The sequence below is a fragment of the Desulfitispora alkaliphila genome (assembly GCF_050433185.1).
GTDB lineage: Bacteria > Bacillota > Desulfitisporia > Desulfitisporales > Desulfitisporaceae > Desulfitispora > Desulfitispora alkaliphila.
Window position 1 is genome coordinate 1 of the sequence record NZ_JBNPXS010000032.1, and the last position, 22,808, is coordinate 22,808.

The 22,808-nt window shown below is 39.0% G+C and carries 24 protein-coding genes and 1 tRNA gene; 1 reads left to right on the plus strand and 24 read right to left on the minus strand.

The window, feature by feature from the left end:
• Nucleotides 1-73: 73 nt before the first annotated feature.
• The 13 genes from GGQ84_RS11315 to GGQ84_RS11375 all read right to left on the minus strand — a co-directional run bounded on the left by GGQ84_RS11315 (nucleotide 74) and on the right by GGQ84_RS11375 (nucleotide 10,732).
• Nucleotides 74-352 (minus strand): hypothetical protein, encoded by a 279-nt coding sequence (locus tag GGQ84_RS11315; RefSeq protein ID WP_429162714.1) that lies wholly within the window; start codon nucleotides 350-352, stop codon nucleotides 74-76.
• A 654-nt stretch (nucleotides 353-1,006) separates the two neighbouring features.
• The gene (aroQ, locus tag GGQ84_RS11320; protein WP_429162716.1) at nucleotides 1,007-1,441 is read right to left on the minus strand and encodes a type II 3-dehydroquinate dehydratase; all 435 of its coding nucleotides are present in this window, start codon (nucleotides 1,439-1,441) and stop codon (nucleotides 1,007-1,009) included.
• Nucleotides 1,422-1,949: a shikimate kinase gene (locus GGQ84_RS11325; protein ID WP_429162717.1), complete on the minus strand. Its 528-nt coding sequence runs from the start codon at nucleotides 1,947-1,949 to the stop codon at nucleotides 1,422-1,424. Before GGQ84_RS11325 ends, aroQ begins: the two co-directional genes overlap by 20 nt.
• Nucleotides 1,939-2,760: a shikimate dehydrogenase gene (gene aroE / locus GGQ84_RS11330; RefSeq protein WP_429162719.1), complete on the minus strand. Its 822-nt coding sequence runs from the start codon at nucleotides 2,758-2,760 to the stop codon at nucleotides 1,939-1,941. The genes GGQ84_RS11325 and aroE overlap by 11 nt, the downstream gene beginning before the upstream one ends.
• Before the next feature lie 5 nt (nucleotides 2,761-2,765).
• Complete coding sequence (locus GGQ84_RS11335; RefSeq protein WP_429162721.1) at nucleotides 2,766-3,911, minus strand: chorismate mutase; 1,146 nt, start codon at nucleotides 3,909-3,911, stop codon at nucleotides 2,766-2,768.
• Entirely contained in the window at nucleotides 3,902-4,993 is a 1,092-nt protein-coding gene (gene aroC, locus GGQ84_RS11340; RefSeq protein WP_429162723.1) for a chorismate synthase, read from the minus strand. The genes GGQ84_RS11335 and aroC overlap by 10 nt, the downstream gene beginning before the upstream one ends.
• Nucleotides 4,974-6,266, minus strand: coding sequence for a 3-phosphoshikimate 1-carboxyvinyltransferase (aroA, locus tag GGQ84_RS11345; RefSeq protein ID WP_429162725.1), 1,293 nt, complete (start codon nucleotides 6,264-6,266; stop codon nucleotides 4,974-4,976). The genes aroC and aroA overlap by 20 nt, the downstream gene beginning before the upstream one ends.
• 18 nt (nucleotides 6,267-6,284) lie before the next feature.
• On the minus strand, nucleotides 6,285-7,343 hold the full coding sequence (gene aroB, locus GGQ84_RS11350) for a 3-dehydroquinate synthase (RefSeq protein ID WP_429162770.1): 1,059 nt from the start codon (nucleotides 7,341-7,343) through the stop codon (nucleotides 6,285-6,287).
• A 6-nt stretch (nucleotides 7,344-7,349) separates the two neighbouring features.
• Complete coding sequence (locus GGQ84_RS11355) at nucleotides 7,350-8,210, minus strand: prephenate dehydrogenase (RefSeq protein WP_429162727.1); 861 nt, start codon at nucleotides 8,208-8,210, stop codon at nucleotides 7,350-7,352.
• Between the two features lies 1 nt (nucleotide 8,211).
• Nucleotides 8,212-9,225 (minus strand): 3-deoxy-7-phosphoheptulonate synthase, encoded by a 1,014-nt coding sequence (gene aroF, locus GGQ84_RS11360; protein WP_429162729.1) that lies wholly within the window; start codon nucleotides 9,223-9,225, stop codon nucleotides 8,212-8,214.
• Between the two features lie 396 nt (nucleotides 9,226-9,621).
• The gene (locus tag GGQ84_RS11365; RefSeq protein ID WP_429162731.1) at nucleotides 9,622-9,945 is read right to left on the minus strand and encodes an AAA family ATPase; all 324 of its coding nucleotides are present in this window, start codon (nucleotides 9,943-9,945) and stop codon (nucleotides 9,622-9,624) included.
• Entirely contained in the window at nucleotides 9,946-10,590 is a 645-nt protein-coding gene (locus GGQ84_RS11370) for an integrase core domain-containing protein (RefSeq protein ID WP_429162733.1), read from the minus strand.
• A complete protein-coding gene (locus GGQ84_RS11375; RefSeq protein ID WP_429162735.1) occupies nucleotides 10,574-10,732 on the minus strand; it encodes a hypothetical protein in 159 nt (52 codons plus the stop codon). The genes GGQ84_RS11370 and GGQ84_RS11375 overlap by 17 nt, the downstream gene beginning before the upstream one ends.
• 243 nt (nucleotides 10,733-10,975) lie before the next feature.
• On the opposite strand from GGQ84_RS11375, the gene GGQ84_RS11380 reads away from it, so the two are divergent.
• Nucleotides 10,976-11,164: a hypothetical protein gene (locus GGQ84_RS11380; RefSeq protein WP_429162737.1), complete on the plus strand. Its 189-nt coding sequence runs from the start codon at nucleotides 10,976-10,978 to the stop codon at nucleotides 11,162-11,164.
• A 313-nt stretch (nucleotides 11,165-11,477) separates the two neighbouring features.
• Here the strand turns inward: GGQ84_RS11380 and GGQ84_RS11385 are convergent, their stop codons facing one another.
• The 11 genes from GGQ84_RS11385 to GGQ84_RS11435 all read right to left on the minus strand — a co-directional run bounded on the left by GGQ84_RS11385 (nucleotide 11,478) and on the right by GGQ84_RS11435 (nucleotide 22,797).
• The gene (locus tag GGQ84_RS11385; protein ID WP_429162739.1) at nucleotides 11,478-12,191 is read right to left on the minus strand and encodes a 4Fe-4S double cluster binding domain-containing protein; all 714 of its coding nucleotides are present in this window, start codon (nucleotides 12,189-12,191) and stop codon (nucleotides 11,478-11,480) included.
• A 191-nt stretch (nucleotides 12,192-12,382) separates the two neighbouring features.
• Nucleotides 12,383-12,467 (minus strand) — tRNA-Leu (locus GGQ84_RS11390).
• 35 nt (nucleotides 12,468-12,502) lie between these two features.
• Nucleotides 12,503-13,195 (minus strand): copper transporter, encoded by a 693-nt coding sequence (locus GGQ84_RS11395; RefSeq protein ID WP_429162741.1) that lies wholly within the window; start codon nucleotides 13,193-13,195, stop codon nucleotides 12,503-12,505.
• Nucleotides 13,196-13,213: 18 nt separating this feature from the next.
• Nucleotides 13,214-14,839 (minus strand): ABC transporter substrate-binding protein, encoded by a 1,626-nt coding sequence (locus tag GGQ84_RS11400; RefSeq protein WP_429162743.1) that lies wholly within the window; start codon nucleotides 14,837-14,839, stop codon nucleotides 13,214-13,216.
• Between the two features lie 126 nt (nucleotides 14,840-14,965).
• Nucleotides 14,966-16,000 (minus strand): nicotinate phosphoribosyltransferase, encoded by a 1,035-nt coding sequence (locus GGQ84_RS11405; protein WP_429162745.1) that lies wholly within the window; start codon nucleotides 15,998-16,000, stop codon nucleotides 14,966-14,968.
• Between the two features lie 66 nt (nucleotides 16,001-16,066).
• On the minus strand, nucleotides 16,067-16,699 hold the full coding sequence (locus GGQ84_RS11410) for a lytic transglycosylase domain-containing protein (protein ID WP_429162747.1): 633 nt from the start codon (nucleotides 16,697-16,699) through the stop codon (nucleotides 16,067-16,069).
• A 31-nt stretch (nucleotides 16,700-16,730) separates the two neighbouring features.
• Nucleotides 16,731-17,327 carry a dephospho-CoA kinase gene (gene coaE, locus GGQ84_RS11415; RefSeq protein ID WP_429162772.1) on the minus strand — a complete coding sequence of 199 codons (597 nt, stop codon included), beginning with the start codon at nucleotides 17,325-17,327 and terminating at the stop codon, nucleotides 16,731-16,733.
• 13 nt (nucleotides 17,328-17,340) lie between these two features.
• A complete protein-coding gene (gene ytaF / locus GGQ84_RS11420) occupies nucleotides 17,341-17,955 on the minus strand; it encodes a sporulation membrane protein YtaF (RefSeq protein ID WP_429162749.1) in 615 nt (204 codons plus the stop codon).
• A 75-nt stretch (nucleotides 17,956-18,030) separates the two neighbouring features.
• Nucleotides 18,031-18,852: a DNA-formamidopyrimidine glycosylase gene (gene mutM, locus GGQ84_RS11425; RefSeq protein WP_429162751.1), complete on the minus strand. Its 822-nt coding sequence runs from the start codon at nucleotides 18,850-18,852 to the stop codon at nucleotides 18,031-18,033.
• Nucleotides 18,853-18,865: 13 nt separating this feature from the next.
• Entirely contained in the window at nucleotides 18,866-21,487 is a 2,622-nt protein-coding gene (gene polA / locus GGQ84_RS11430; RefSeq protein WP_429162753.1) for a DNA polymerase I, read from the minus strand.
• Between the two features lie 95 nt (nucleotides 21,488-21,582).
• Nucleotides 21,583-22,797 carry a DUF4349 domain-containing protein gene (locus tag GGQ84_RS11435; protein WP_429162755.1) on the minus strand — a complete coding sequence of 405 codons (1,215 nt, stop codon included), beginning with the start codon at nucleotides 22,795-22,797 and terminating at the stop codon, nucleotides 21,583-21,585.
• Nucleotides 22,798-22,808 lie beyond the last annotated feature (11 nt).

A 22,808-nucleotide genomic window follows, 5' to 3' on the forward strand; every position in this document is an offset into this window, starting at 1 on the left:
TAAAGCAATCAAGCGTCAACTACAACAATGGATTGCAGGTTTGCCGAGTTATATCAAGGCATATTTGCCTGTTTCAGTCTGAGAAAGTTGAGTTATCATTTATGAGGTTTTCCTGAACTAAGCCGTCAACAAAGACAATAAAGGCACTTACCTTTTGGTCCTCCCCAATAACAAAATCTCTGATGACCACATCATAATTATCGGAAAAAATAGTTTTCATAAAGGAACGATTAGTATTGATGTTGCCTGATACTTTCTTTTGTTCAGCCATATGTGAAGGCACTTCTGTATCCTCGGAATTATTGTTAAGCAACTTCCAAAAGTTAAGTTTTCTAAATAGGTTGCCAATCATTTTTACCTCCAAATTATTAACTATTTAACAAGTTATGTCACTAATAATAATTTTCCCTAAAAGAAATAAACTATGTATTTTACAAATTTGGAATATGCCTTTACTTAAAGCTTTATTCAGAGGACATAAAAGCGCTTATTATGAACAAATAGAGGAGAGAGATACACCACTTTCACCTTTGATTACCTTTCCATATTTTCATCTCTAGTGAGGGAGAAGGAGAATGGAAGGATATTCTGGCTTCTTACGCCGACAAAACCGGTGGAGAGCATTTCATCTTAGATGCGGGTCTGACCAAGTTTATGCACTAGATGAGATCCCTCTGCTAAGGTTTCAAGAAACTTTAGCTCCTCTATGCCTTTGAGTAATCCTTGGAAGCATTCTTCCTTCAAGGGCTCTTGACATGGATTGAAACCGGTTATCAATATCCCCGGAGCGGAGCATGTATTCAACAAGATTCCTTACTAAAATTTTTATTTCCCTCATAATTAGATACCTTTTTATCATAAGCATATTCTACCATATCTATTATACAAGATTATTTTGGGTTTTTGAGATATATTCAAAAACATTAAAAAGGGTAAAAAAGAAATCATGGCATTGGTTTCTCTTTAACCCTTTTTTTGCAATAATATGCTGGATATGTATTTTCCATTAGCCCTTACCCTTGTGTTGCAATGCCATTATGCCAAGTACATATCCGAAATAACCCATCCCGCTGATCTGCCCTACACAAGCTTCTGCCGTAACGGATTTTCTTCTGTATTCCTCGCGAGTGCTTATATTGCTTAAGTGGACTTCCACAGCTGGGACTTCAATTGCTTTAATGGCATCCATAATTGCCAGACTGTAATGTGTGTATGCAGCCGGGTTTATGACAATGCCTTCATATTTTTCCATGGCCGAATGCAGGGCATCTATTATTTCTCCTTCATGGTTGCTTTGAATAAAATCCACTTCTGCACCTATTTTTTTGGCTTCCTGGGATATCTTTTCATTCATTGTTTCATAAGTCAGTTTCCCGTATATATCAGGTTCCCTTATGCCTAGCAAATTGATATTCGGTCCGTTAATCACAAGTATTTTCATATTCTCTCTCCTGAGTTATGGTTATTATTTTTTTTACCGTCTCCTCTTTTGAACAGTTGGCATCTACAGTTATATGCGAGTATTGTCTGTACAAATCCACCCTTTCCTCGTGTAGCTTCTTAAGGCTGATAATGCCATCTTTAAGCAGTGGCCGAATTGAAAAATCAATGTCTCTTGCGATGCTTTCTATATCCCTTTCAAGAAATATAACCAGTGAGCCTTGTCTTAACACCTCCATATTCTCTCTTGATTTCGCCACCCCTCCTCCTGTCGAAATTACTTTTCCAAAGTCCTTTGACAATTCTTCGCAGACACTTGCCTCCATTAATCTAAACACCGTCTCACCTTCCTCGAAAATCTCTGCTATGGACTTTCCAGATGTTTTTTCAATTAACTCATCTGTATCATAGAATTCATAGCCCAGGCGATCTGCCAATATTTTACCAACAGTGCTCTTACCTGAACCTGGCATTCCAATCAAGGCAATATTTTCTTTCTTATTTCTCATGGTCCCCTCCCATGTACTTCTCTATTTTACCGAAAATCTCTTTTACTATATGATCTTCGTACTTGCACTCATTCCATATTTCCTGAGCTGCAATGGCCTGACCAACCAACATCAGCACTCCATTGGCATGGATTTTATTTTCTTCCCTAGCATATTTGAGTATCTTTGTTTCAGCTGGATTATATATTAAATCCACAATGGCATCAGCTTTCTTTACTATGGACCTTGACAATGGAGTTTCTGAAACCTTTGGGTACATACCCAAAGGTGTTGCATTTACTATTAGATATGTTTTCTGGACCAGTTTCAAATCCTTATAGGAAATGACTTTGTATCCTTCAGAGCTATTGTTGTTTTCTGGATTTCTTGACACAAGGACAATACTACCTGCTCCTTTATCTTCCAAGTACTTGACCACAGCTTTTGATGCTCCGCCTGTTCCAAGAATTATGCACTCCTTTCCATTGACCAAAATGTCGTTATGGTCTAGAACCATTCCAAAACCTATATAGTCTGTATTGAAGCCTTCCATTTTCTCATCAGAAAATTTGATTGTATTTACAGACCCTATACTAGAAGCTTCCGGTGAAATATAGTCTAAAAATTCCATGACCCTTATCTTGTATGGTATTGTTACGTTCAGTCCTCTGTACCCTAGATTCTTAAAATTTCTTATGGAGCTTTCCAGCTGATCTTCATGAAGTTCATAATGCTCATATAAACTTTCAACACCCAAAACTTTAAAGAGCTCAATGTGGATGGTCTTTGAAACACTGTGTTTCAAGCTTTTCCCAATCAATCCATATTTCACTGACATCACCTCCTACTTGAACACTTCACATAGTTGCCAAGAACTCTGAAAAAATTACTCCTATTTTTTATCTCGTCCATCATATCCATAATCCCTGGATATCCTAAATTACCTTCAATATCAATGTAAAAAAAGTACTCCCATGGTCTTTCCTGTAATGGTCTGGATTCTATTTTCATCAAATTCAAGTTGCGATCAGAAAAAATCTTTAGTATGGATTGCAGCTCTCCAACCTCGTGGGCAACAGTCAAGACTATGCTTATCTTATCTGCATCTTGTGGATAGTTTGGCTCCCCTCCTATTATTGCAAATCTTGTTGAATTATTACTGTTTCCATTAAGGTTGGATTTCAGTATCTTCAGTCCATATATCTCAGCCGCCCTAAGGCTTGCCACAGCTGCCTTTGACCTATCACCAGACTCCATTACATGCTTGGCACCCAAAGCGGTGTTCCTACAAGGCATCAATTCCATTTGTGGATTTTCCTTGAAAAATTCACTGGACTGCAAAAATCCCTGTTCATGGGAATACACGAATTCAATATCCTCAACTTCTGCCCCTTCCACACCAAGTAGATTCTGTTGGATATTTAAAACTTCCTCTCCTATTATATGAACATCATATGTTCTAATAAGGTCATATACATCATTGATGGAACCTGTAGAAGAATTTTCAACAGGCAATACTCCATAGTCAACTTCCTTTTCAACAACCGCACGAAGCACGTCACCAAAACTATCATAGGCCCTTGCATCTTCCCGTTCTCCAAAGAACTTAATCATTGCCTGTTCTCCAAAAGATCCACGAACCCCCTGATAACCCACTTTGCCCTGGTTCAGGTCAATCTTTTTAATACTTTCAACCTCTTGGTTTTCCGAGTATATGATTTTTCTCTGACGATTTTTGCTGGAGGTCATTATGCTTGTGAGAATATCCTCTATTGCCTTGTTATAGGCTTTGTTTTTTACCCTCCCAATTTTTTTCCTTATGACTTCCTCTTCCCTGTTTATATCGAATACAGGCATTTTATTCTCAATCTTGTATCTCGCCACTTTCTCTACAACATCCATCCTGTCTTCGATGAGCTTCACCAGTTTCTCATCGATTTCATCTATGGTTTTTCTTAAGTCTTCCAGTTTGTCTAGTCCCACTTCTTGCCCTCCATTATCATGTCCAGCAGTGCCAAAGCTGTTACGGATTCAATAACGGGAATTATCCGCTTTGCTATGCATGGATCATGTCTTCCTGTTATTCTGAATTCAACATCTTCCCTTTTTTCCATATCCACTGAATTTTGGGTCTTCCCAATGGAAGCTGTGGGTTTTACTCCCACTTTGAACACCAAAGGCATACCGTTGGTTATGCCGCCAAGTACGCCCCCATTGTTGTTGGATCTGTACTTTATGTCATCTTCGCACATATAAGGTTCATCGTTTATCTGCGATCCCTCATAATCAGCAAACTGAAATCCTTTCCCAAATTCAACTGCCTTTACTGCAGGTATTGCAAAGAGAAGTCCTGAAAGTACACTTTCAACAGAATGGAAAAATGGGTCTCCTATTCCAGGTTCAATTCCCATAACAGCAGTTTCAACAATTCCTCCAACTGAGTCTTCTTTAGATTTTGCCAGCATTATCTCATCCTCAATTTTCTTGACATTTTCCTTGTCAATTACGGGAATTTCCATACTCCCAAGTTCCTTAAGCATTTCAGGAGTCAATTTACAGTCAAGGAAGCCCTTCTCATTTGTCTTCTGCAGCTTTAGAATATGACTTCCAATCACTATGCTCTCCTGAAGCAGTATTTGCATTGCAAATGCCCCTGCAAACACAAGACCCGCTGTTATTCTCCCTGAAAAGTGTCCTCCTCCCCTATGGTCATTGAATCCCCTATACTTTACATAGCCTGTATGATCTGAATGGGAAGGCCTGAAAATAATCTTTTGTTTTGAGTAGTCAGCGGACCTGGTGTCCTGATTCCTAATCATACAGTTTATGGGAGTACCAGTGGTCACACCATCCTTTATGCCACTTAGTATTTGAACCTTGTCCTGTTCTCTTCTGCTGGTGGAAATCGAGTCTCTGCCCGGAGCTCTTCTTTCCATCTGTCTTTCTATAAAATCCATGTCCAGCTCAATTCCCGGTTTCACACCGTCCAAAATTATCCCTACAGCCGCTCCATGGGATTCACCATAAATTGACAATCTAATATTTCTACCCCAACTGCCACTCATCTGCTATACCTCCAAGCATCTTGAAATCTTCCCAAAATCCCGGATAAGATTTTGTAATTGCTTCACTGTCCCTGATGGTAACTTCTCCAGAGGCTCTGGTTGCAGCTATGGCCAAGGCCATTACGATCCTATGATCGTTCCAGCTGTCCACTTCTCCCCCTCTTAAAGATTTCACTCCCTTGACTATCAATCCATCTTCTGTCTCGGTTATATCAGCTCCAAGTTTATTTAATTCAGTGGAAATTGCCTTAAGCCTGTCTGATTCTTTAATCCTTACTCTCGATCCATTTCCTATTTCGAGAACTCCTTCACAAAATGTTCCAAGAACGGCAATTATGGGAACCAGGTCGGGACATTGTGATACATCAACCTTAATGGAATTCAAACTTGATGGAGATGCTTTGATGGAATCTCCATCCACGTGAAGTTTGCCACCCATTTCTTCTATTATATTCACTATTGCCCTGTCCCCTTGCGAAGTCTTTTCTCTGATTCCCTGGGATTCAACCCCTTCCCCGAGGACGCCTGCAGCCAACCAGAATGCTGCCTGTGAGTAATCCCCCTCAATTTCCATATTGCTGGGTTTGTATTTTTGGTTTCCTTCGATTGTGAATTCCTTATAGCCATTGTTGGCAATTCTAATTCCAAATCCTTTCAACACATCCAAGGTCAAGTCAACGTAACCTTTCGATTCAAGGTCTCCTCGAATTATAATTTTTGAATCACCGGATAGCAAAGGTAGTGAAAACATAAGACCTGAAACAAACTGTGAGCTTATGTTTCCATCAAGTTCATAAGTTCCCGACTCCAATTGTCCATCGATTGTAAGTGGAAGCCCTCCATCCATAAGGGAATACTTTATTCCCGTCTTGTGGAAAATTTCATAGTATGAGTCCAGGGGCCTTGTGACAAGCTTGCCTCTCCCATGAAAGGTAACCTGCCCCTTGTCCAACAATGATACAGGAATAAGAAATCTAAGGGTCGAACCTGACTCAATGCAGTCTATGTGCGTTATACCCCTTTTTATGTATCCACCCCCAATGACTAGTTTGATTCTATCGTTTTCACCCTTTTTAATAATTTCTATATTGGAACCCATTAACCTCATGGCACTTATGGTTGCCTCCATGTCCTTTGAAAGAATCAAGTTATCTATTACACTGGTACCTTCAGACAGTGATGCGCTAATTATGGCTCTGTGGCTTATGCTCTTGGAAGGAGGTAGATTCACTACGCCCTTTAGTTTCCATGGTTTTATTGTTACCGCCTTCATTTGACCATTCCTTTCAATCTATGATAAATAGCTTTTTAGTTCTTCTTTGCCCACTTTTATTATTTCTGCATTTCCAATTTCTTTAATAACTACCAGGTATATGCATTCTCCTGAACTTTTTTTATCTTTTTCGGCAAGACTTATGATCTTGTCGCTTATGGGTTTATCCATCTCAACAGGCAGTCCGTATTTTATCAGTAATGACTTAAGTCTATCTGATGTTCCTGGCTGGGTGATCCCCATTTTTTCAGTGTTTCCGGTGATAGCCCACATTCCTAGAGCCACTACTTCTCCATGTGAATATTCATTGAAATTATAGTGTCTCTCCACAGCATGCCCCAGGGTATGTCCAAAGTTCAGTACTTTTCTGAGGTAGTTCTCGTTTTCATCTTCCTGTACTATATCTCTTTTTATCTTGCAACACATGTATACAATCTGCTCAATGCTATCCATAAATTGTTCCCTTCCACGTATGCTTTCAAGCTGTTGGAACAATGGGGAACTGCTGATGCAACCATACTTGATGATTTCCCCTATTCCGTCCCTGAAAACCCTATTGCTGAGGGTATTTAGAAGTCCAGTATCCATTATGACTGCAATTGGATGATAAAAGCTTCCAATGATGTTTTTACCTCCCTGAAGGTTAATGGCTACCTTTCCCCCAACGCTGCTGTCAACCTGTGATAGAAGTGTTGTAGGCACCTGGATATAAGGTATTCCCCTTAAATATGTGGATGCAACAAATCCACCCAAGTCTCCTATAACGCCTCCTCCAAAGGATATTATCAGGTCCTCTCTGTCCAACCCAAGCTCCAGCAACTGTTCACATATATATTCGTAGTTTTCCATAGATTTGCTTTTTTCTCCAGGTTCCATAATCAAGTAATGAATCTGGTATTTGGAACCTTCCAATGCTTCCGCAAACTTCTTTCCATGAAGCTCCATCACATTTGAATCTGTGATCACTGCCACTTTATTCCCCCGAAGATTACAATTAAGAACCTCTTCAATCATGGGGAGGATACCATTTCCAATATTAATTTTATAGCTGCCTCCCTCTATATTGACCTCCAACACTTTCAATTAAAACAGCCCCTCTCTTCTTTGCCTTGCACATTGTAGATTCTCAGACAGCTTACTGCTGTCACCTCCTGAGATTGCTTCTCGCATTTCATTTAAATTTTCTTGAACCAAGTCTATGGCTCCCAATACATTTTCCCTGTTTTCCATTATCAGTTGAGTCCACAATTCAGAGTTAATCTTTGCCACCCTGGTGGAATCCCTGTAGCTTCCACCTACAAAAGGTCTTAAATCAACATCTTCAAAAGCTGAATTCACAAGGGCAACCGCCATTATATGAGGAATCTGGCTTGTTAAGGCGATTATTCTATCATGCTCATAAGGTGTTGCCACCTTAACACTCTCAAATCCGATATTCCTTACAAGCTTCTCCATAAACTCCAGATTCTCTGCCTTGTTTCGCTTCAAAGGAGTTAGGATGTAACTGGCATCTTTGAAGATTTCAGCCGTTGCGCTTCTTACTCCGCATTGCTCATTTCCAGCCATTGGGTGTCCACAGATTATATCCACATCATCTCTTGGAAACATTTCTGCAAACTCCGCTATGGAAGTCTTCACCCCTGCAATATCTGTTATTATGGCATTTTCCTTGAAATCCTCTGTGTGCTTTAACAGAAAATCATTTACAGCTTCCGGGTATACACATACAAGAACCAAGTCCGATCTTTTCAGTGGAAACTTCGGATCCACAAATCCCTTGTCAATGATCCCGGCATCAGTGGCATAATCCAGTGCATCACTGGAAGTGTCTACTCCCCATATGTTCTCCGGGTTTAGCTCCCTAATTGCCATGGCCAATGATCCTCCCAACAGTCCAATTCCAACTATGGTAACACTAAAACCTGACAGATCCATCTCATACATCCTACAATTCCCTTCCCACTGCATTTGCAATCACTTTCAGTGATCCCATCAATCTATCAAATTTCTTGGGTTTCATTGACTGTGCACCATCACACAAGGCATTTATAGGGTCATTGTGAACCTCTATCATAAGACCGTCAGCACCTGCTGCAATGGCTCCCCTCGATAGAGCCTCCACCATCCACCATACTCCACCTGAATGGCTTGGATCGACAATTATAGGCAGATGGCTAAGTTTTTTAACTACCGGTATTGCACTTAAATCCAGTGTATTTCTTGTACTTGTCTCATAAGTCCTGATTCCTCTTTCGCAGAGTATCACATTGTTGTTTCCCCCAGCCATAATGTATTCTGCTGACATCAACCATTCCTCGACAGTTGCTGAAAGACCTCTCTTTAACAGTATTGGCTTTCTGGTCCTTCCAACAGCTTTCAACAAATCGTAGTTCTGCATATTTCTGGCACCAATCTGAATCACATCCACATCTTCCACAAACCTATCCAGCATATCCGTGGACATCAATTCACTGACTATTGGAAGTCCTGTATTTTCTCTTGCATGCATCAACAATTCTATACCTTTCTCTTCAAGTCCCTGGAAAGCGTATGGTGATGACCTGGGTTTGTAAGCTCCTCCTCTTAGGAACCCAACACCTGATTCCTTGACTCTTTCAGCAACTTCTGTTATTTGGGATTCAGTCTCAACTGAACACGGACCTGCAATTATTGTCAGCTTATTGCCTCCAATCAACTGGCCTCCTACATCGATAACCGAATTTTCAGGATGCCATAATCTGTTGGCTTTTCGAAATGGTTCGCTTATTTTAATAACTTTTTCGACTTCAGGAAATGCCTTAAGTGAATCCACATCAATTAAAGCAGTATTTCCAACTAGACCCATAATTGTTCTCTCACTCCCTTCAATAACCTCCACCTTTATTCCTTTTGCCTCAATGCTTGAACTTATCATTGCTATGGTTTCTTTACTTGTACCTGGAATTAATTTAATTACCATTCTCAATTCCTCCTCCTTATATTTATTGTTAATTATAATATGCAAGTATCGTGCCAAAAAAGCAGGGGAAGAGATTAACTCTTCCCATGCTTATATTTTATTATATTATAAAAAAACTATATAAGATTTGTCTTAATTTAAATTCTTCTAAAGTATCACTTTTGACTCTGTCCTTTGTCAATCACGATTATAATGTGTCACAATTGACATTCCTGATGTTGAAGTCCATGTGTGTAGATTTTCAAATTAATCTAGGAGAGATTTGCAAATTAAAATAGGTAGAAATAACGATACTTAAGTCATTTTTTCAAATTAAGCCAGAAAAATAATTTGACATTTTCAATTTACAGTAGGATTATCAGTGTTTCATCTTACAAATTATGGTTTGTATCCAATTTATTCATATAAAATTCCATTAGAGACTAGCTGAATTTCACCTAGAGCCATCAAAAGCCCTCGGTAAAAATCCATTACCGTGACAGTAGATAAGGTGAAATAGCAGGGCTTGTAGAGGCCTGGGTTTAATCCAGCAGTAACATTTCTCAAAGCAGTAGACTTACCTGTTCCAGGCTCTCCCATTAGCAGAAATATTCCTCGGGATGACTGGATGTATTTAAATCTTGATTTGAATTCTTTAATATCATTGCTCTCATAAGTATCACTAATGTCAAACTCTTTACCAAAAGGGTTGTACTTTAATCCAAAAAATTGAGTAAACATTTAGCTCTCCTCCTCCATTATTTGAGTAAAAGATATGGTCTGCTCTGTGGGTGTATCGTCTAAGGAAACCGTGGTAATGTCAAAATCCTTGTCAGCAGAATTAGAAGGAGGTCTACCCTTTCGTTTCATATGAGCATTATCGTGAAAATTAACCTGTATTGCTTCACCCACTTTTTTATCATCAGAATATATATATACTGGCATAAAAGGTGTCTCAAGCCATGTGGGCTCATATCTTATCTCCATATTCATACCAGCAAATTTGGCTTTAGTTTCATAAAGGGTTTTGTCAATTGTAAATGTCCCATCATGACTGATCTTTCTTCTTTTTCTAAGCAAGAACTTTTCAGTAAGTTCTTTAGGATCACTACATACATTAATTCTATCTACTTGGCTCATAAACAAATCTAGGGGACTTAAGCCATTAAGGGAGCTATGGGGCTTTTTGAGATAATCCTCATCTAGCCATTTAAAAAATTGCTTGTTTAAGGCATCAATATCTTTTACGCTATCGAAATCTAATGTGCTTAAAAACCTTTTTCTTACTGTTAAGAAGAATCTCTCTATTTTACCGCGACCATTAGGCTCATGGGGCTTAGAGTGAATCAAGCTACACCCTAGACTAGCACTAATTGATATACTCATGGGAAAATCGCTTCATTTCCTTTTCTTCTTCACCTGAAGCTGAAGGGTTCTTTAAGTGCTCTGCCTTTAGGTATCTGTATAAAGTAGCCAGAGATACCTTGCCAGGATCTATCACCCCATCCTTTATTAACATCTCAAGCATTTGTGTGGCCTCCCTTTTAATTAAACTAGGAAGCCGTGACCGGTCAGGCTACAAGATAATATTACCAATTAATTTAGCCAAAGCCTAGGAAAATGAAGTGTTGGAAGAATTTTTTGCTGCTAAGTCTTAAAATCTGCTTTTTTTAATGCTATAATTGATTGCAAAGAGTAAAGTGTAAAGCAAAATATCCTTCAAGCTATGAATAAACCTTGGTAGACAGAAGCTAGGTAAGTAGGATAAAGTATGCCCACAGAGAGGGCAGATATACCTCCTGATGAAGATTTTGTCTTTGTAAATACTAGTAACAGAATGCCTTTGATAGAAACCATGCTTCTTGAGCTGTACAACCCTATTACAGCTACTGTTATGGCACCTTCTAACTGGTGGCACAGGAAAAGGGTACTCTTTCCCTTTTCTGATGTATTCCTCTAGACCGTCTACTACTGTAAATATTATCTGCATACAAGATCACTCTCCTATGCAAAATATTTTACAATAAAAAATCCTACTGTAAAGTGAAAATGTTTTTACACTTTGCAGTAGGATTACTTTATAATGCCACCTATTTTAATGTGAAAATATCAGGACAATTTCCCTACATTAATTTGCTAAGCTACACCATGTGTATCAGATATTATTCCAATTGTACTTTTAACCATTTCACTATACCAGCCTTCTTTGCTCAATATTTTAATCTTAACTATATCACACCATATAGGGAATAATGTTTTCTACACAATTATAATTATTTCCTCCCATATGGGCAAACATATAAACACATTCCACAAACGTCTATCTGACCTTTTGCCTTCATTTTTTCAAAATATTTATCACACTTTTTCGCGTCATATCTTACTTCTCGAGGCTCTTCTTCGTGAAATGGTTTACCAGTAAATGTTTTCATTGGGCATATATCTACGCAAGCTGAACAATCCCCACATTGCTCTTCCATGAGTTGTCCTGTTGGTTCTATTGGAGCATCTGTCAAAATTGATGCCCACCTTACTCGAGGTCCACTATCCGGCGTAATTAATAAGCAACTCTTACCTATCCACCCCAGTCCTGATAGACTTGCCCCCATCTTATGGGAAAAAGCAGCACAAATTCGTTCATCATCAATTCGTTTTGATGCTGGAATAGGAAGTACAGTATGCCCCTGTTGCTGTATAAAGCCACTTACTACTGATGCCACTATGTCTAACCGTTGATTAATAACATCAGTACCATGGTGACTATAGTTAAGTGCTACAGATCGTTCAGACCTTCTTGGTAATTGATCAACAATATGATTAGTTAAAGGGATACCTAAAGAAATAGAATAGGGAAAACTCGCAATTTCCAAACCACCTTGACTAAGAATGGCTTGCTTCGCTTTTGATAAATCCGCAACGCCAAAATAAGTAACACCGTTCTGAAGTGCCAATTCTTTTATCCGCTCGTTTAAATCCATGTTAATCATCCTTTCTACCACACATATTACCCTAATTTAGCTCTTCGACACATTTATTAACACTCCTTCTGTTTATTGGTAATTTGCAAAAGCTATATGATCTAAGGTTAGAAAGCCAATGAGAGTTCATGCAATAATAAATAATCAACAAAAAAAGGACTCCAGAGAAATCTCTGAAACCCTTACTATCATTGCGTTTATGGTGCGAGAGACGGGACTTGAACCCGTACGTCATTTGACACACGTCCCTCAAACGTGCCTGTCTGCCGATTCCAGCACTCTCGCATACGTCAACATTATAGCAACATTATATAACGGTGTCAATCACTTTTACTTTCCTTGGCAAGGCTTGCTATTTCAGATATTAGTGTTGTCATTCCCATTGGCGTTTCTACATTGCCAGTAACACTTTTCAAATCTATATTTTTACCTCGTTCAACAGTCCAAGCAATATCATTTCCCCATGTTGCTCCCACAACCGGTACGGAAACATCCCTATAAATACTTGTTAACCTTGCTTCAATCTCAGGTGAGGCATCACCATAATACTCTTCCCCTCTCAAAAGTATAACCAAATCTAACTCCTCAGCTCTACTTTCCAGGAAGCCACTTCTCTTTTCTAGCTCTTCTAATGTCTGCACGGTGGTAATGAGATTTAAGTTAGCGCCAGATAGTTTTAAAGCAGTCATCAAACCACTAGGCAAATCTCTTTCATTTGTTTTGATAATTGCCAGGTTAATACCCTCAATCTTCCCCTCAACAATTGATGGTAGTACTTCCTCAGCAAAGTTATTATAGAGATCTAGCATCGAACTCATGTTTTGTATTTCTGCTTGATAAGCCCTGTTTTCTTCTCTAATCTTATAAAAATCTTCTTCCAGCCTGTCAATTAGTACTTTTTGCTGCTCTAGCATTACACCTTCACCGTCAAGTGCACTGCCCACTAGCACTCCAATGCCTAAAGCAAGGAAAACAGCTACTAGAGAAGTAATATGGTACTTAAAATTAAACAATCAAACCACCTCTTGCTACTAGTCATCATCTGGATCGTCAAATGAAATCCATACGTTCTCAAGAGGTATTGTTCCCATAGGTGTAACTTCTAATCCATGCACATAATCTCCTCGCATGGAAAGACTTCGATAGCTAAATAACCAAATCATTGGAGCTTCTGCTACTATTTTTTGTTCAGCTTTATTATAGAGGTCTGCTCTTTTATCTTGGTTTAATTCTGTTCTTGCCATATCCAATAGATTATCAACCTCTTCATTGCTATAACCGGTGAAATTTCCCGATCCTGCCATTGAAGAGTGAAAGTTACTATACAAAAAGTTATCTGGATCAGGGTAATCAGCTAGCCAACCCATTCTAAAGACATCTAATTCTCTCCCCTTCGCTCCATCAACTAAGTCTTCCCACTCCATTGGATCTAACACAGATGTTATTCCAATTTGAGCTAATTGCTGCTGTACAGCTTGGGCTATAACCCCATGCCCGCCAGTATCATTGAAAGAAATTGATATTTCCGGAAGTCCAAAACCTGCTGGATAGCCTAGCTCATCTAACATTCGCTTGGCCTCATCAGGCTTGTATTCATACTCATTCCTCAAGTCCCTGGCATATCTAGTTAGCCCTGGAGGTAACACTCTCCCTAAGGGACTGGCAACTCCTTCTTTAAGGTGTTCAATAATTAATTCTCTATCTATTGCGTAATTCAAGACTTGTCGCAGTCCTGGTTGGTCAAAAGGTTCTTTGTTTAAGTTTATCCCCAGGTAATATGTGGCTAAAAAGTCCGTCTCAATAATTAATTCCCTTAGTTGATAGTGCTTTCGGACTTCATCAACTCTACCCAATGGCACTTCCTGCAAGTAATGCAGCCTTCCAGCTTCTAGTTCTACTAATGCCTCTTCCAAGTCATTTATAATTGGCATTTCCACTCTATCAAGATAAGGTTCTTGCCCATAATAGTCAGGGTATTTCTCTAAAACAATCTGTTTATTATCCTGCCACTCAACTAACCTAAATGGCCCAGCTCCTACCGGAATATCTCCTTCATTTTCTATATCCATAGGGAAAGTAGCAGGATGTCCCAATGCTTTTAAAAAAGCACTATTAGGACTCTTTAATTCTACTTCTAGTTGATAATCGGAAATAACCCTAATTCCAGTAACATAGTCAATGCGACCTGCTTTTTTCTCATCTGCACCAACTATATTCTCCAATAAATAACTATTCATATTGTCACCGCTGCTTGATAAAAGTCTCTCCCAAGAAGCTTTAACAATTTCTGCCGTTACCTCTTTATCATTGTGTAGCTTTACCCCTTCCTTTAGGGTGAAGTTGTACACTGTTCTATCTTCATTAATATTCCATTTTTCTGCTATTGCCGGTACTACCTCTAGAGTCTCTGGATGATACGCTACTAGCCCATCATATATCTGATGTATAACCTGCCGTCCAGAGGCGTCTTGCTGACTATACTTTGCTGGATCTAAAGTAACGGGGTTGCTCTGAAGGTGGTAGCGGAAGACTCCACCCTCTCGTTCCATGGGTCTAGTCTGTTCCCCCTCTTGTTCACTTTGTCCAAAGCAGCCACTTAACAAAATACCTATAAGTCCGATAATACATATTAAATGCATTAGGTTACTCTTTTTCATGCTAAACGCTCCCCTTCTTTTAACATGTATATAGTATAGCACAACTTTTTTTGGAACCATACTATTAAACTATATGGAAGATAACTCCAACATATTCGTAAAAAAAAGACAACTATATAGTTGTCTTTAGATAACTTTATTTAATCTAGCACTATTAGTGATGCCAGGGATTCGCCCCCTCTTGGCAACTAACTTTCCTTCTACTTCCTTAATATCCATTGTCATGTCTATAGCACTGGCCCCCGAAATGTAGCTTCCCACCCCAAAGGCATCTGCTCCAGCTTCCTTGAGTAGCTGAATCCGCTCCAGGTTCAGCCCACCTGATACAAATATTTTCACATCTTTATGCCCTTCCAAATCCAATCTTGCTCTTACTTCTTTGACTAGACCAGGGGTTACACCTCCCCTTTCACTAGGTGTATCCAACCTAATTCCATCTAGCTTATCTCCTAAGCTTTTGGCTACTCGCAAAGCTTCCTCAGCTTCATCCTTAAAGGTATCTACTAATACCAGTCTTCTTTCTCCTTCTGGCATATAGTAATCATAAGCCTCTGCCACTTTTACAGTATCACCCACAATTAAAAATACAGCATGGGGAACTGTGCCCACTGGCTCTTGACCTGCCAATTTAGCTCCTAAAATACAGCTTGCACCATTGGCTCCACCAATAATTGCAGCTCTCTCCATAACCGGCGCAACGGCAGGGTGTACATGTCTTGCCCCAAAACTAAAAAAAGGCTTGTCTTCACAGACTGCTCTCACTTCTGCTGCGGCAGTGGCCCATCCAGTTGAGCTGGCCAACATTCCTAACATGGCAGTTTCATAGATCCCAAAATCAGTATACTTACCTTTAATTCGCACTAATGGCTCCTTAGCATCAAACTTACTTCCCTCTTCTAGCACCCAGCAGTCAAGATCTTTATCTTTTAATAAGTTAATAACTTCTCCAACCCCAGCAAAGACACCTGGCCTTCTCGCAAATATCTCGGCGGTTACCTCCACGTTTTGCAAGTTAATCTTATTTAATATTTCATCTGTTTTCACAAAGTATGTATCAGTTGTAGCTCCGTTAATAATCTCTTCGTGATTTGCAGAGTAAAAAGGCCTATCACCTTTTACGCTGTATTCTTTCAATTGCTTCATACTTCTTATGGCATTCATTAGCTACACTCCTTGCTTGAATCTTATCTATTTAAAGATATTACATGTATATTCTATGCTTTTTCACTAAAAACCTGCTTTTGCAAGTAAATATTTAAGCAGCTCCACGTTTTTTTTGTACCTATCTATACCCTTTAAGTCTTCTTCATAAAGATTTTCATAAACATAAAAGTTTCTATTTACTCTAATTAAATAATTTCTAGTTTCTCCAAAGGGAATATCATCTAAATTTGTAAGGGTTCCGTCCCATATCCCCTCAGTAATCCACCTAGTTACATTTCCTGGTCCAGCATTATACGCTGCTAAGGTTACATTGAAATTGTTCCCAAATTGCTGTTTTAGCCTGGCCAGATACCATGTTCCAAGCTTTATATTGAGCTCTGGATCCAACAAATCACTTTGCTTTAACTCTACACCATTAACCGCCAATTGTTCATCTATCCAGTTTCCAGTATCGGGCATTATTTGCATAAGACCTAATGCACCTTTTGGAGATCTAGCTTCTTTATTAAATTTACTTTCAGCTCTTATAACAGCTAAAGTCAGCATAGGATCAATTTCGTGTTGATGCGACCATTCGTCCACCAACTCACTATAGTGGTAAGGATAAAAATAAGAAACCACTATATTTGCTTTTGTAATAGAAAGCGCAAATAATAAGATGAAAAAACCAATCAAAAAGTAACTTTTAGCTTTCAATAGTGCTCCACCCCTGTATTTTAACGTTACATTAAATCCTATGCAACAGTTCAGTCCATAGTCTTTCTACCTGTAATTTTGTATGCTCTAATTTATTGCTGTTATCTATTACCACATCGCCATGTGCTTTCTTTTCTTCAATATCCATCTGGGATGCAACAATCGCTTTTGCTTTTTCCTTAGAAATTTGATCTCGTTTAATTAAACGTTCCATTTGAATATCCCTGTCCACATATACTACCCAAAGCTCTTCTACTAAATGCAACATCCCTGCTTCTATTAGCAGTGGTGCATCAACCACTATAATATCTGCTCCACTATTTCTATAAAACTCTATCCTCTTCACTATTTCCTTTTCAATTTCAGGGTGAGTAATTTTATTAAGTTTGTCCCGTTTACTCTCATCCGAAAATATGATGTTACCTAACTTCTTTCTATCAATCTGGCCTGTTTCAGATAGAACGCTTTCACCAAACTCTTGTACAATTTTTTCATATGCTAAAGTGCCAGGGAGAACTACTTCCCTGGCAACTTTATCAGCATCAATTATTTTTGCCCCTAATTGCTTTAATAATTCTGAAACAGTGCTTTTTCCGCTTGCTACGCCTCCTGTTAACCCTATTATTATGATACTCACTCCTTTACATAATGCCTAGCAAAATTAACACTACTCCTGGCAACACTCCAGCTTTTGCTCCTAGCCAATTGCCGCTGGACTTACCTCCTAGCCACAAGCCAGCTGTTAAAAGTACAAACTTAAAAATTCCTACAATAATTGGTGTTAGATATGGGGTGAAACCAGTCATAGCTGCTCCAAACCCAGCACCTAGTGCATCCATAGCCAAGGCAAAACCTAAAACGCACGCTTCTCTTGAGCTGATTACCCCTGATGAATCAAAGTCTGCTTTAGCTGGTTCGCGCATTACTTGGATAACTATGCCTAGCATTTTTATGTTTATCTTAATAACTTTCTTGTCATCGCTACTCTTGTTAACTGCTAAGGCTTGCATGATAATCCAAAATCCCATTGAAATTAATATTACAGACCCTAATCGTTCCGCCCAAGTTACTGAAAACAAACTGGCAATAAATTGACCGGAAAACATGGATAAACTTATGGCAAAAGTAGACGCTAGACTGATAATAAGCAGTGACTTAAGTGGAATTTTGATCTCTCTTAATCCATAGGCTACCCCAGCACCAAAACCATCAAGACTCACAGCAAAAGCAAACAATAGTATAGCTATTATCTCCAACACTGTCCCCCCAATCCTTTAAGTGGTAAGTGATATCACTCCACTATATGTATTTAGGGGGAAAATGGTGCTTTTCTACTTTTGACACTTTGAACAATAATGAGTACTTCTACCGCCAACCTTTATTTTACTGATTTCCCTGCCACATTTGGGGCAGGGTTGCCCGCCTTGACCATATACACATAAATAGTTCTGAAATTCTCCTTTTACGCCAAAGCCATCCACATAGTCTTTAATAGATGTACCTCGATATTTAACACCCTTGGCAATCACATTTTTAATGCTTTCGTGTAGCTTAGTTAATTCACTATGACTTAATTGGTCCACGGACCGCTCTGGATTTATACCCGCTTCAAATAAAATCTCATCGGCATAGATATTCCCTATGCCTGCCACTACTTGTTGATTTAACAGTACCTGTTTTACCTTGGTTTTACGCCGTTTCATTCTTTCTTTAAATATCTCGAGTGTAAATTCATCTGCTAGGGGTTCTGGCCCCAGTGTCCATAACCCATGAATAGTTTCATAATTACCTGTATTAATCAGATTAACTGTTCCAAATTGTCTCATATCTGCAAAGCGCAGTTCAGAGCCATCATCCAGGTAAAGCACTAAGTGTGTATACTTCTCCCTATCCACCGATGCGGGAACTGCAGTTAATCTTCCCGTCATTCGAAGGTGAATTACAATTGTCAGGTTGTCTTCAAGGTTAATCAATAAGTACTTTCCTCGGCGATCTATATTGATTATCTTTTTATCCGATATATGAGATATAAACTCACTATTATCACATTTTACAATCTTATCTAGAAATATATCTGCACTTTCAATTCTCTTCCCTACTACAACTTGCTCTAAGCTTTTGCGTACAGTTTCAACTTCTGGCAACTCTGGCATTAGCTCACCTCTACTATTTCTCGTTTAAGTTGTGCATTTCGTACCAGTTATAGCCCCATTTTACGTCTACCTTAAGCGGAACTTTAAGCTCCATAGCTGAAGACATACACTCTTTCACAGTCTCTGCTGCAACTTCTAGCTGTTCTTTATCCACTTCAAATATTAATTCGTCATGCACTTGTAGTACCATAACTGCATTTACCTTCTTCTCCTTTAAGGCGCTAGGAACTTTAATCATGGCTAGCTTGATAATATCAGCAGCTGTTCCTTGAATAGGTGTATTCAAAGCTGTACGCTCTCCAAAATTACGCACATTTCTGTTTGAGCTACGCAAGTCTGGAAGGTACCTACGCCTATTCAAGAGGGTAGTCACATAACCTTGCTCCCTTGCTATGTGAACTATATCTTCTAAGTATCGCTTTACTCCAGGATAATTGGCTAAATACTGAGTTATATATTCTTTCGACTTCTTTCTTGGAATTCCCAAGTCCCGAGAAAGTCCATAGTCGCTTATACCATAGACAATACCAAAGTTTACGGCTTTGGCACTTCGTCGCATTTCATCAGTTACTTCATCTTCTTCTACCCCAAATACCTCTGCTGCTGTTTTTGCGTGAATATCCTTATTTTCATTAAAGGCAGTTATCAGTTTTTCATCCTCAGATATGTGAGCTAAAATCCTCAATTCTATCTGAGAGTAGTCAGCTGCTAAGAGCACTTTATCCTCTTTTGAAGTAATGAACGCCTTTCTTATCTTTCGCCCCTGCTCTAATCTAATTGGGATGTTTTGTAGGTTGGGTTCAGTACTACTTAATCTACCCGTAGCAGTTATAGTTTGATTAAAAGTAGTATGTATTCTCCCAGTATCTTTACTGATAAGTTTCTTTAAACCTTCCACATAAGTAGACTTTAGTTTAACTAATTGCCTATAATCTATGATTTTAAGAACAATTGGGTGTTCATTTTTCAGGGCCTCTAAAACTTCAGCATTAGTTGAATAACCAGTCTTAGTTTTCTTAATCACTGGCAGCTTCAGATTTTCAAACAGTATAACACCTAATTGCTTAGGCGAATTTATATTAAATTTCTCCCCTGTCAAATCCCATATTTCTTGTTCTAGCCTCTCTATATTGCCTTTTAATTCTTCTCCCATTTTTTCTAATTCCCGTTTATCTACTTTGACCCCAGTCAACTCCATCTCACCTAAAATGGCTGCCAAAGGTAACTCTACATCAATATATAAACTAAAAAGATTTAAGTCCTCTAGTTTTTGGTGAATCACTTCAGCTGCTGTGGCTATCAATTGAACCTGTTCAGTTATTCCCTTCTGTTCATCTTCAGGCATTTGCCAATTCTGCTCTAATTGATCACTTACAACCCCTGAAAAATCCTCATAGTCTTGGGTGGGATTCAATAGGTGTGCACCAATCATAGTATCCCCAACTACCCCTTTTAAGCCAATCTCCCTTTTCTTAAGAGCTACAAAGGTGCCCTTGTAATAGTGAACCACCTTGGGGATAGTCGCATCTTCACATATATCTTTAACTGCTTGCTCGAGCTCAGGATTTTCAAGATCTGTGACAATATATACTGTATCCTCTGCATAACAAGCTATGTTGCCATCTGCAACTATTAATAAGGCCACTTTATCCGCATCATTACAGGCTTTAATGAGCTCATTGATGTTTTCAGATTCCACCCGCACTATATTTCCACTCAAATCTAGCTTTTCTTCAGTTAATTTTTCCACATCAGCTACAGGTAACTCCGATATGAGAGTCTTAAACTCGTACTTATTAAACAAATCCAAGAGCGCTTCTATATTCCAGTTTTCCTTGCTAAATTCAACATTCTCGATATCAATAGGTGCTTGGCAATTAATGGTGGCCAGCTCCCTACTTATGTCAGCTTTATCTCTGTTTTGCTCTAACCTTTCCTTCAGCTTCCCTTTAAGTTGGTCAATATTATGGTAAACTTCACTAATGGAGCCATATTGATGTAAAAGCTTTAGCCCTGTCTTTTCCCCTACTCCGGGAACACCGGGGATATTATCTGAGCTATCGCCCATTAAGCCCTTTAATTCTATTAACTGATCAGGAGTTAAGTTGTATTTTTCTTCTACTTTTTTTAAATCATAGATCTCCGTCTCAGTTATCCCCTTTTTAGTCAGCATTACTTTTGTGGCATCTGAAACAAGCTGTAATGCATCTCGATCTCCTGTAACTATAGTACTCGCTATACCCTCAGCCTCTGCTTTTCTCACTAAAGTCCCTATGAGGTCATCGGCTTCATAGTTTTCCAGTTCATATGCAGGTATGCTAAATGCTTTGACAAGTTCACGTACAATGTCAAATTGAGGGCGCAATTCATCAGGAGTCGCCTTTCTCGTACCCTTGTAATCACTATATGTGTCATGTCTAAAAGTAACCTTCCCTTTGTCAAAGGCCACTGCCATATAATCGGGCTTTTCATCTTTTATGATCTTAAGCAGAATCCTAGTAAACCCAAATGCTGCATTAGTAAATACACCTGCTGAATTATTCATCAGTGGCAACGCATGGAAAGCCCTGTGAATTAAACTGTTGCCATCAATTACAATCATTTTTTTCATATCTTCGCTCACCTTCTTTTCCATCTATATCTAGTATTAATCTTTACCTATATAAAAATGTGCTAACATAATAAAATTCGGTGAGCAGGATCTACTTTCCTGCTACACCGAATTATCTTTTACTTACTAATCCGTCTCTTTTTGTAATACCGCCAAGCTCCGTACAATACCAATATACTCACTATAGCTAATGGCAACAACCCTATTACTGCTATAATTGCTCTACTCACATAATTTATAAGTTTATTTATACTCATTATGAAAGCCGCAACCGCATCCTCAACAATATTACTCCAATCCGGTGCAGTAATCCTTGCTGTGGCAGTGGTAGGCTCTACAATTTCCACATTTATAGTAGACATATTTACCTGTTGAGACAAGTACCTTATTCTGCTCTCTAGTGATTCGATTTCACCTCTAATGCGACCCAATTCTGTCTCTACTTGGATTAACTCTTCAATATTCTGGGCACCTTGTACTAATTCGATCAGTCTTTCCTCCTGTGTATACAGAACCTTAAGTCTTGCTTCCGTATCGTAATACTGTACTGACACGTCGTCATCTGATATATTGATTGAATTTATCTTGCCCATTTCTTCTAACATAGAAATAGCTTTATCAAAATTGGCCTGAGGCACGCGCAATACCAAGTTTCCTCTTGTTATGCCTTGATTATCCACACGCCTATTTACATCCTGAATGTATCCATTTAGTGCCATTGCCATTTCCTCTATTTTGGCATTAACTTCACCGTATGAAGTAGCCTCTAGAGCTACGTACGCCCTCCTAATTACCTTGCGCTCCATGGACTCTTCCCGGGTTTGCTTTTGACTACTAGTTTCAGCTTCGTTCACTAGTCCTCTCTCTTCAATTAGCTCTTGCTCTACTGCCATATTATCAAAGGTACCCATCCGGCTTTGGCCACTAGCCCTAGGAGCATCTTCTGGGGCACTCTCATAAGCAGTTCTATTATAGCTGTCTGACCCCATCCCCCCCATAGTTAAAGGATTAACATTCAAAGTAGTTGCTACAACAAAAAGCATTAAACAAGCTACAGCTAGCAAACCTACTACTGGCATATACTTGTGCTTATTATCAGTTCTTCCCTTACCAGCTTCTCTATTCAGTTTTTCTTTCAACTGACTCCTGAATTCTAAAGGAGGTTCAACCGGAGGCAATGTTTTTGTCATGTTTATAATAGCTTGTAAGTCTTCTAATTCTTCTTGGCAGCTGACACAGCTAGCAAGGTGGTCTTCTATATCTAAACGCTCATCCTCACTTAAAACGCCGTCTATATATGGCGATAAGAGCTCTTTTGTCTTTTCACAACTCATTCCTCTTCCCT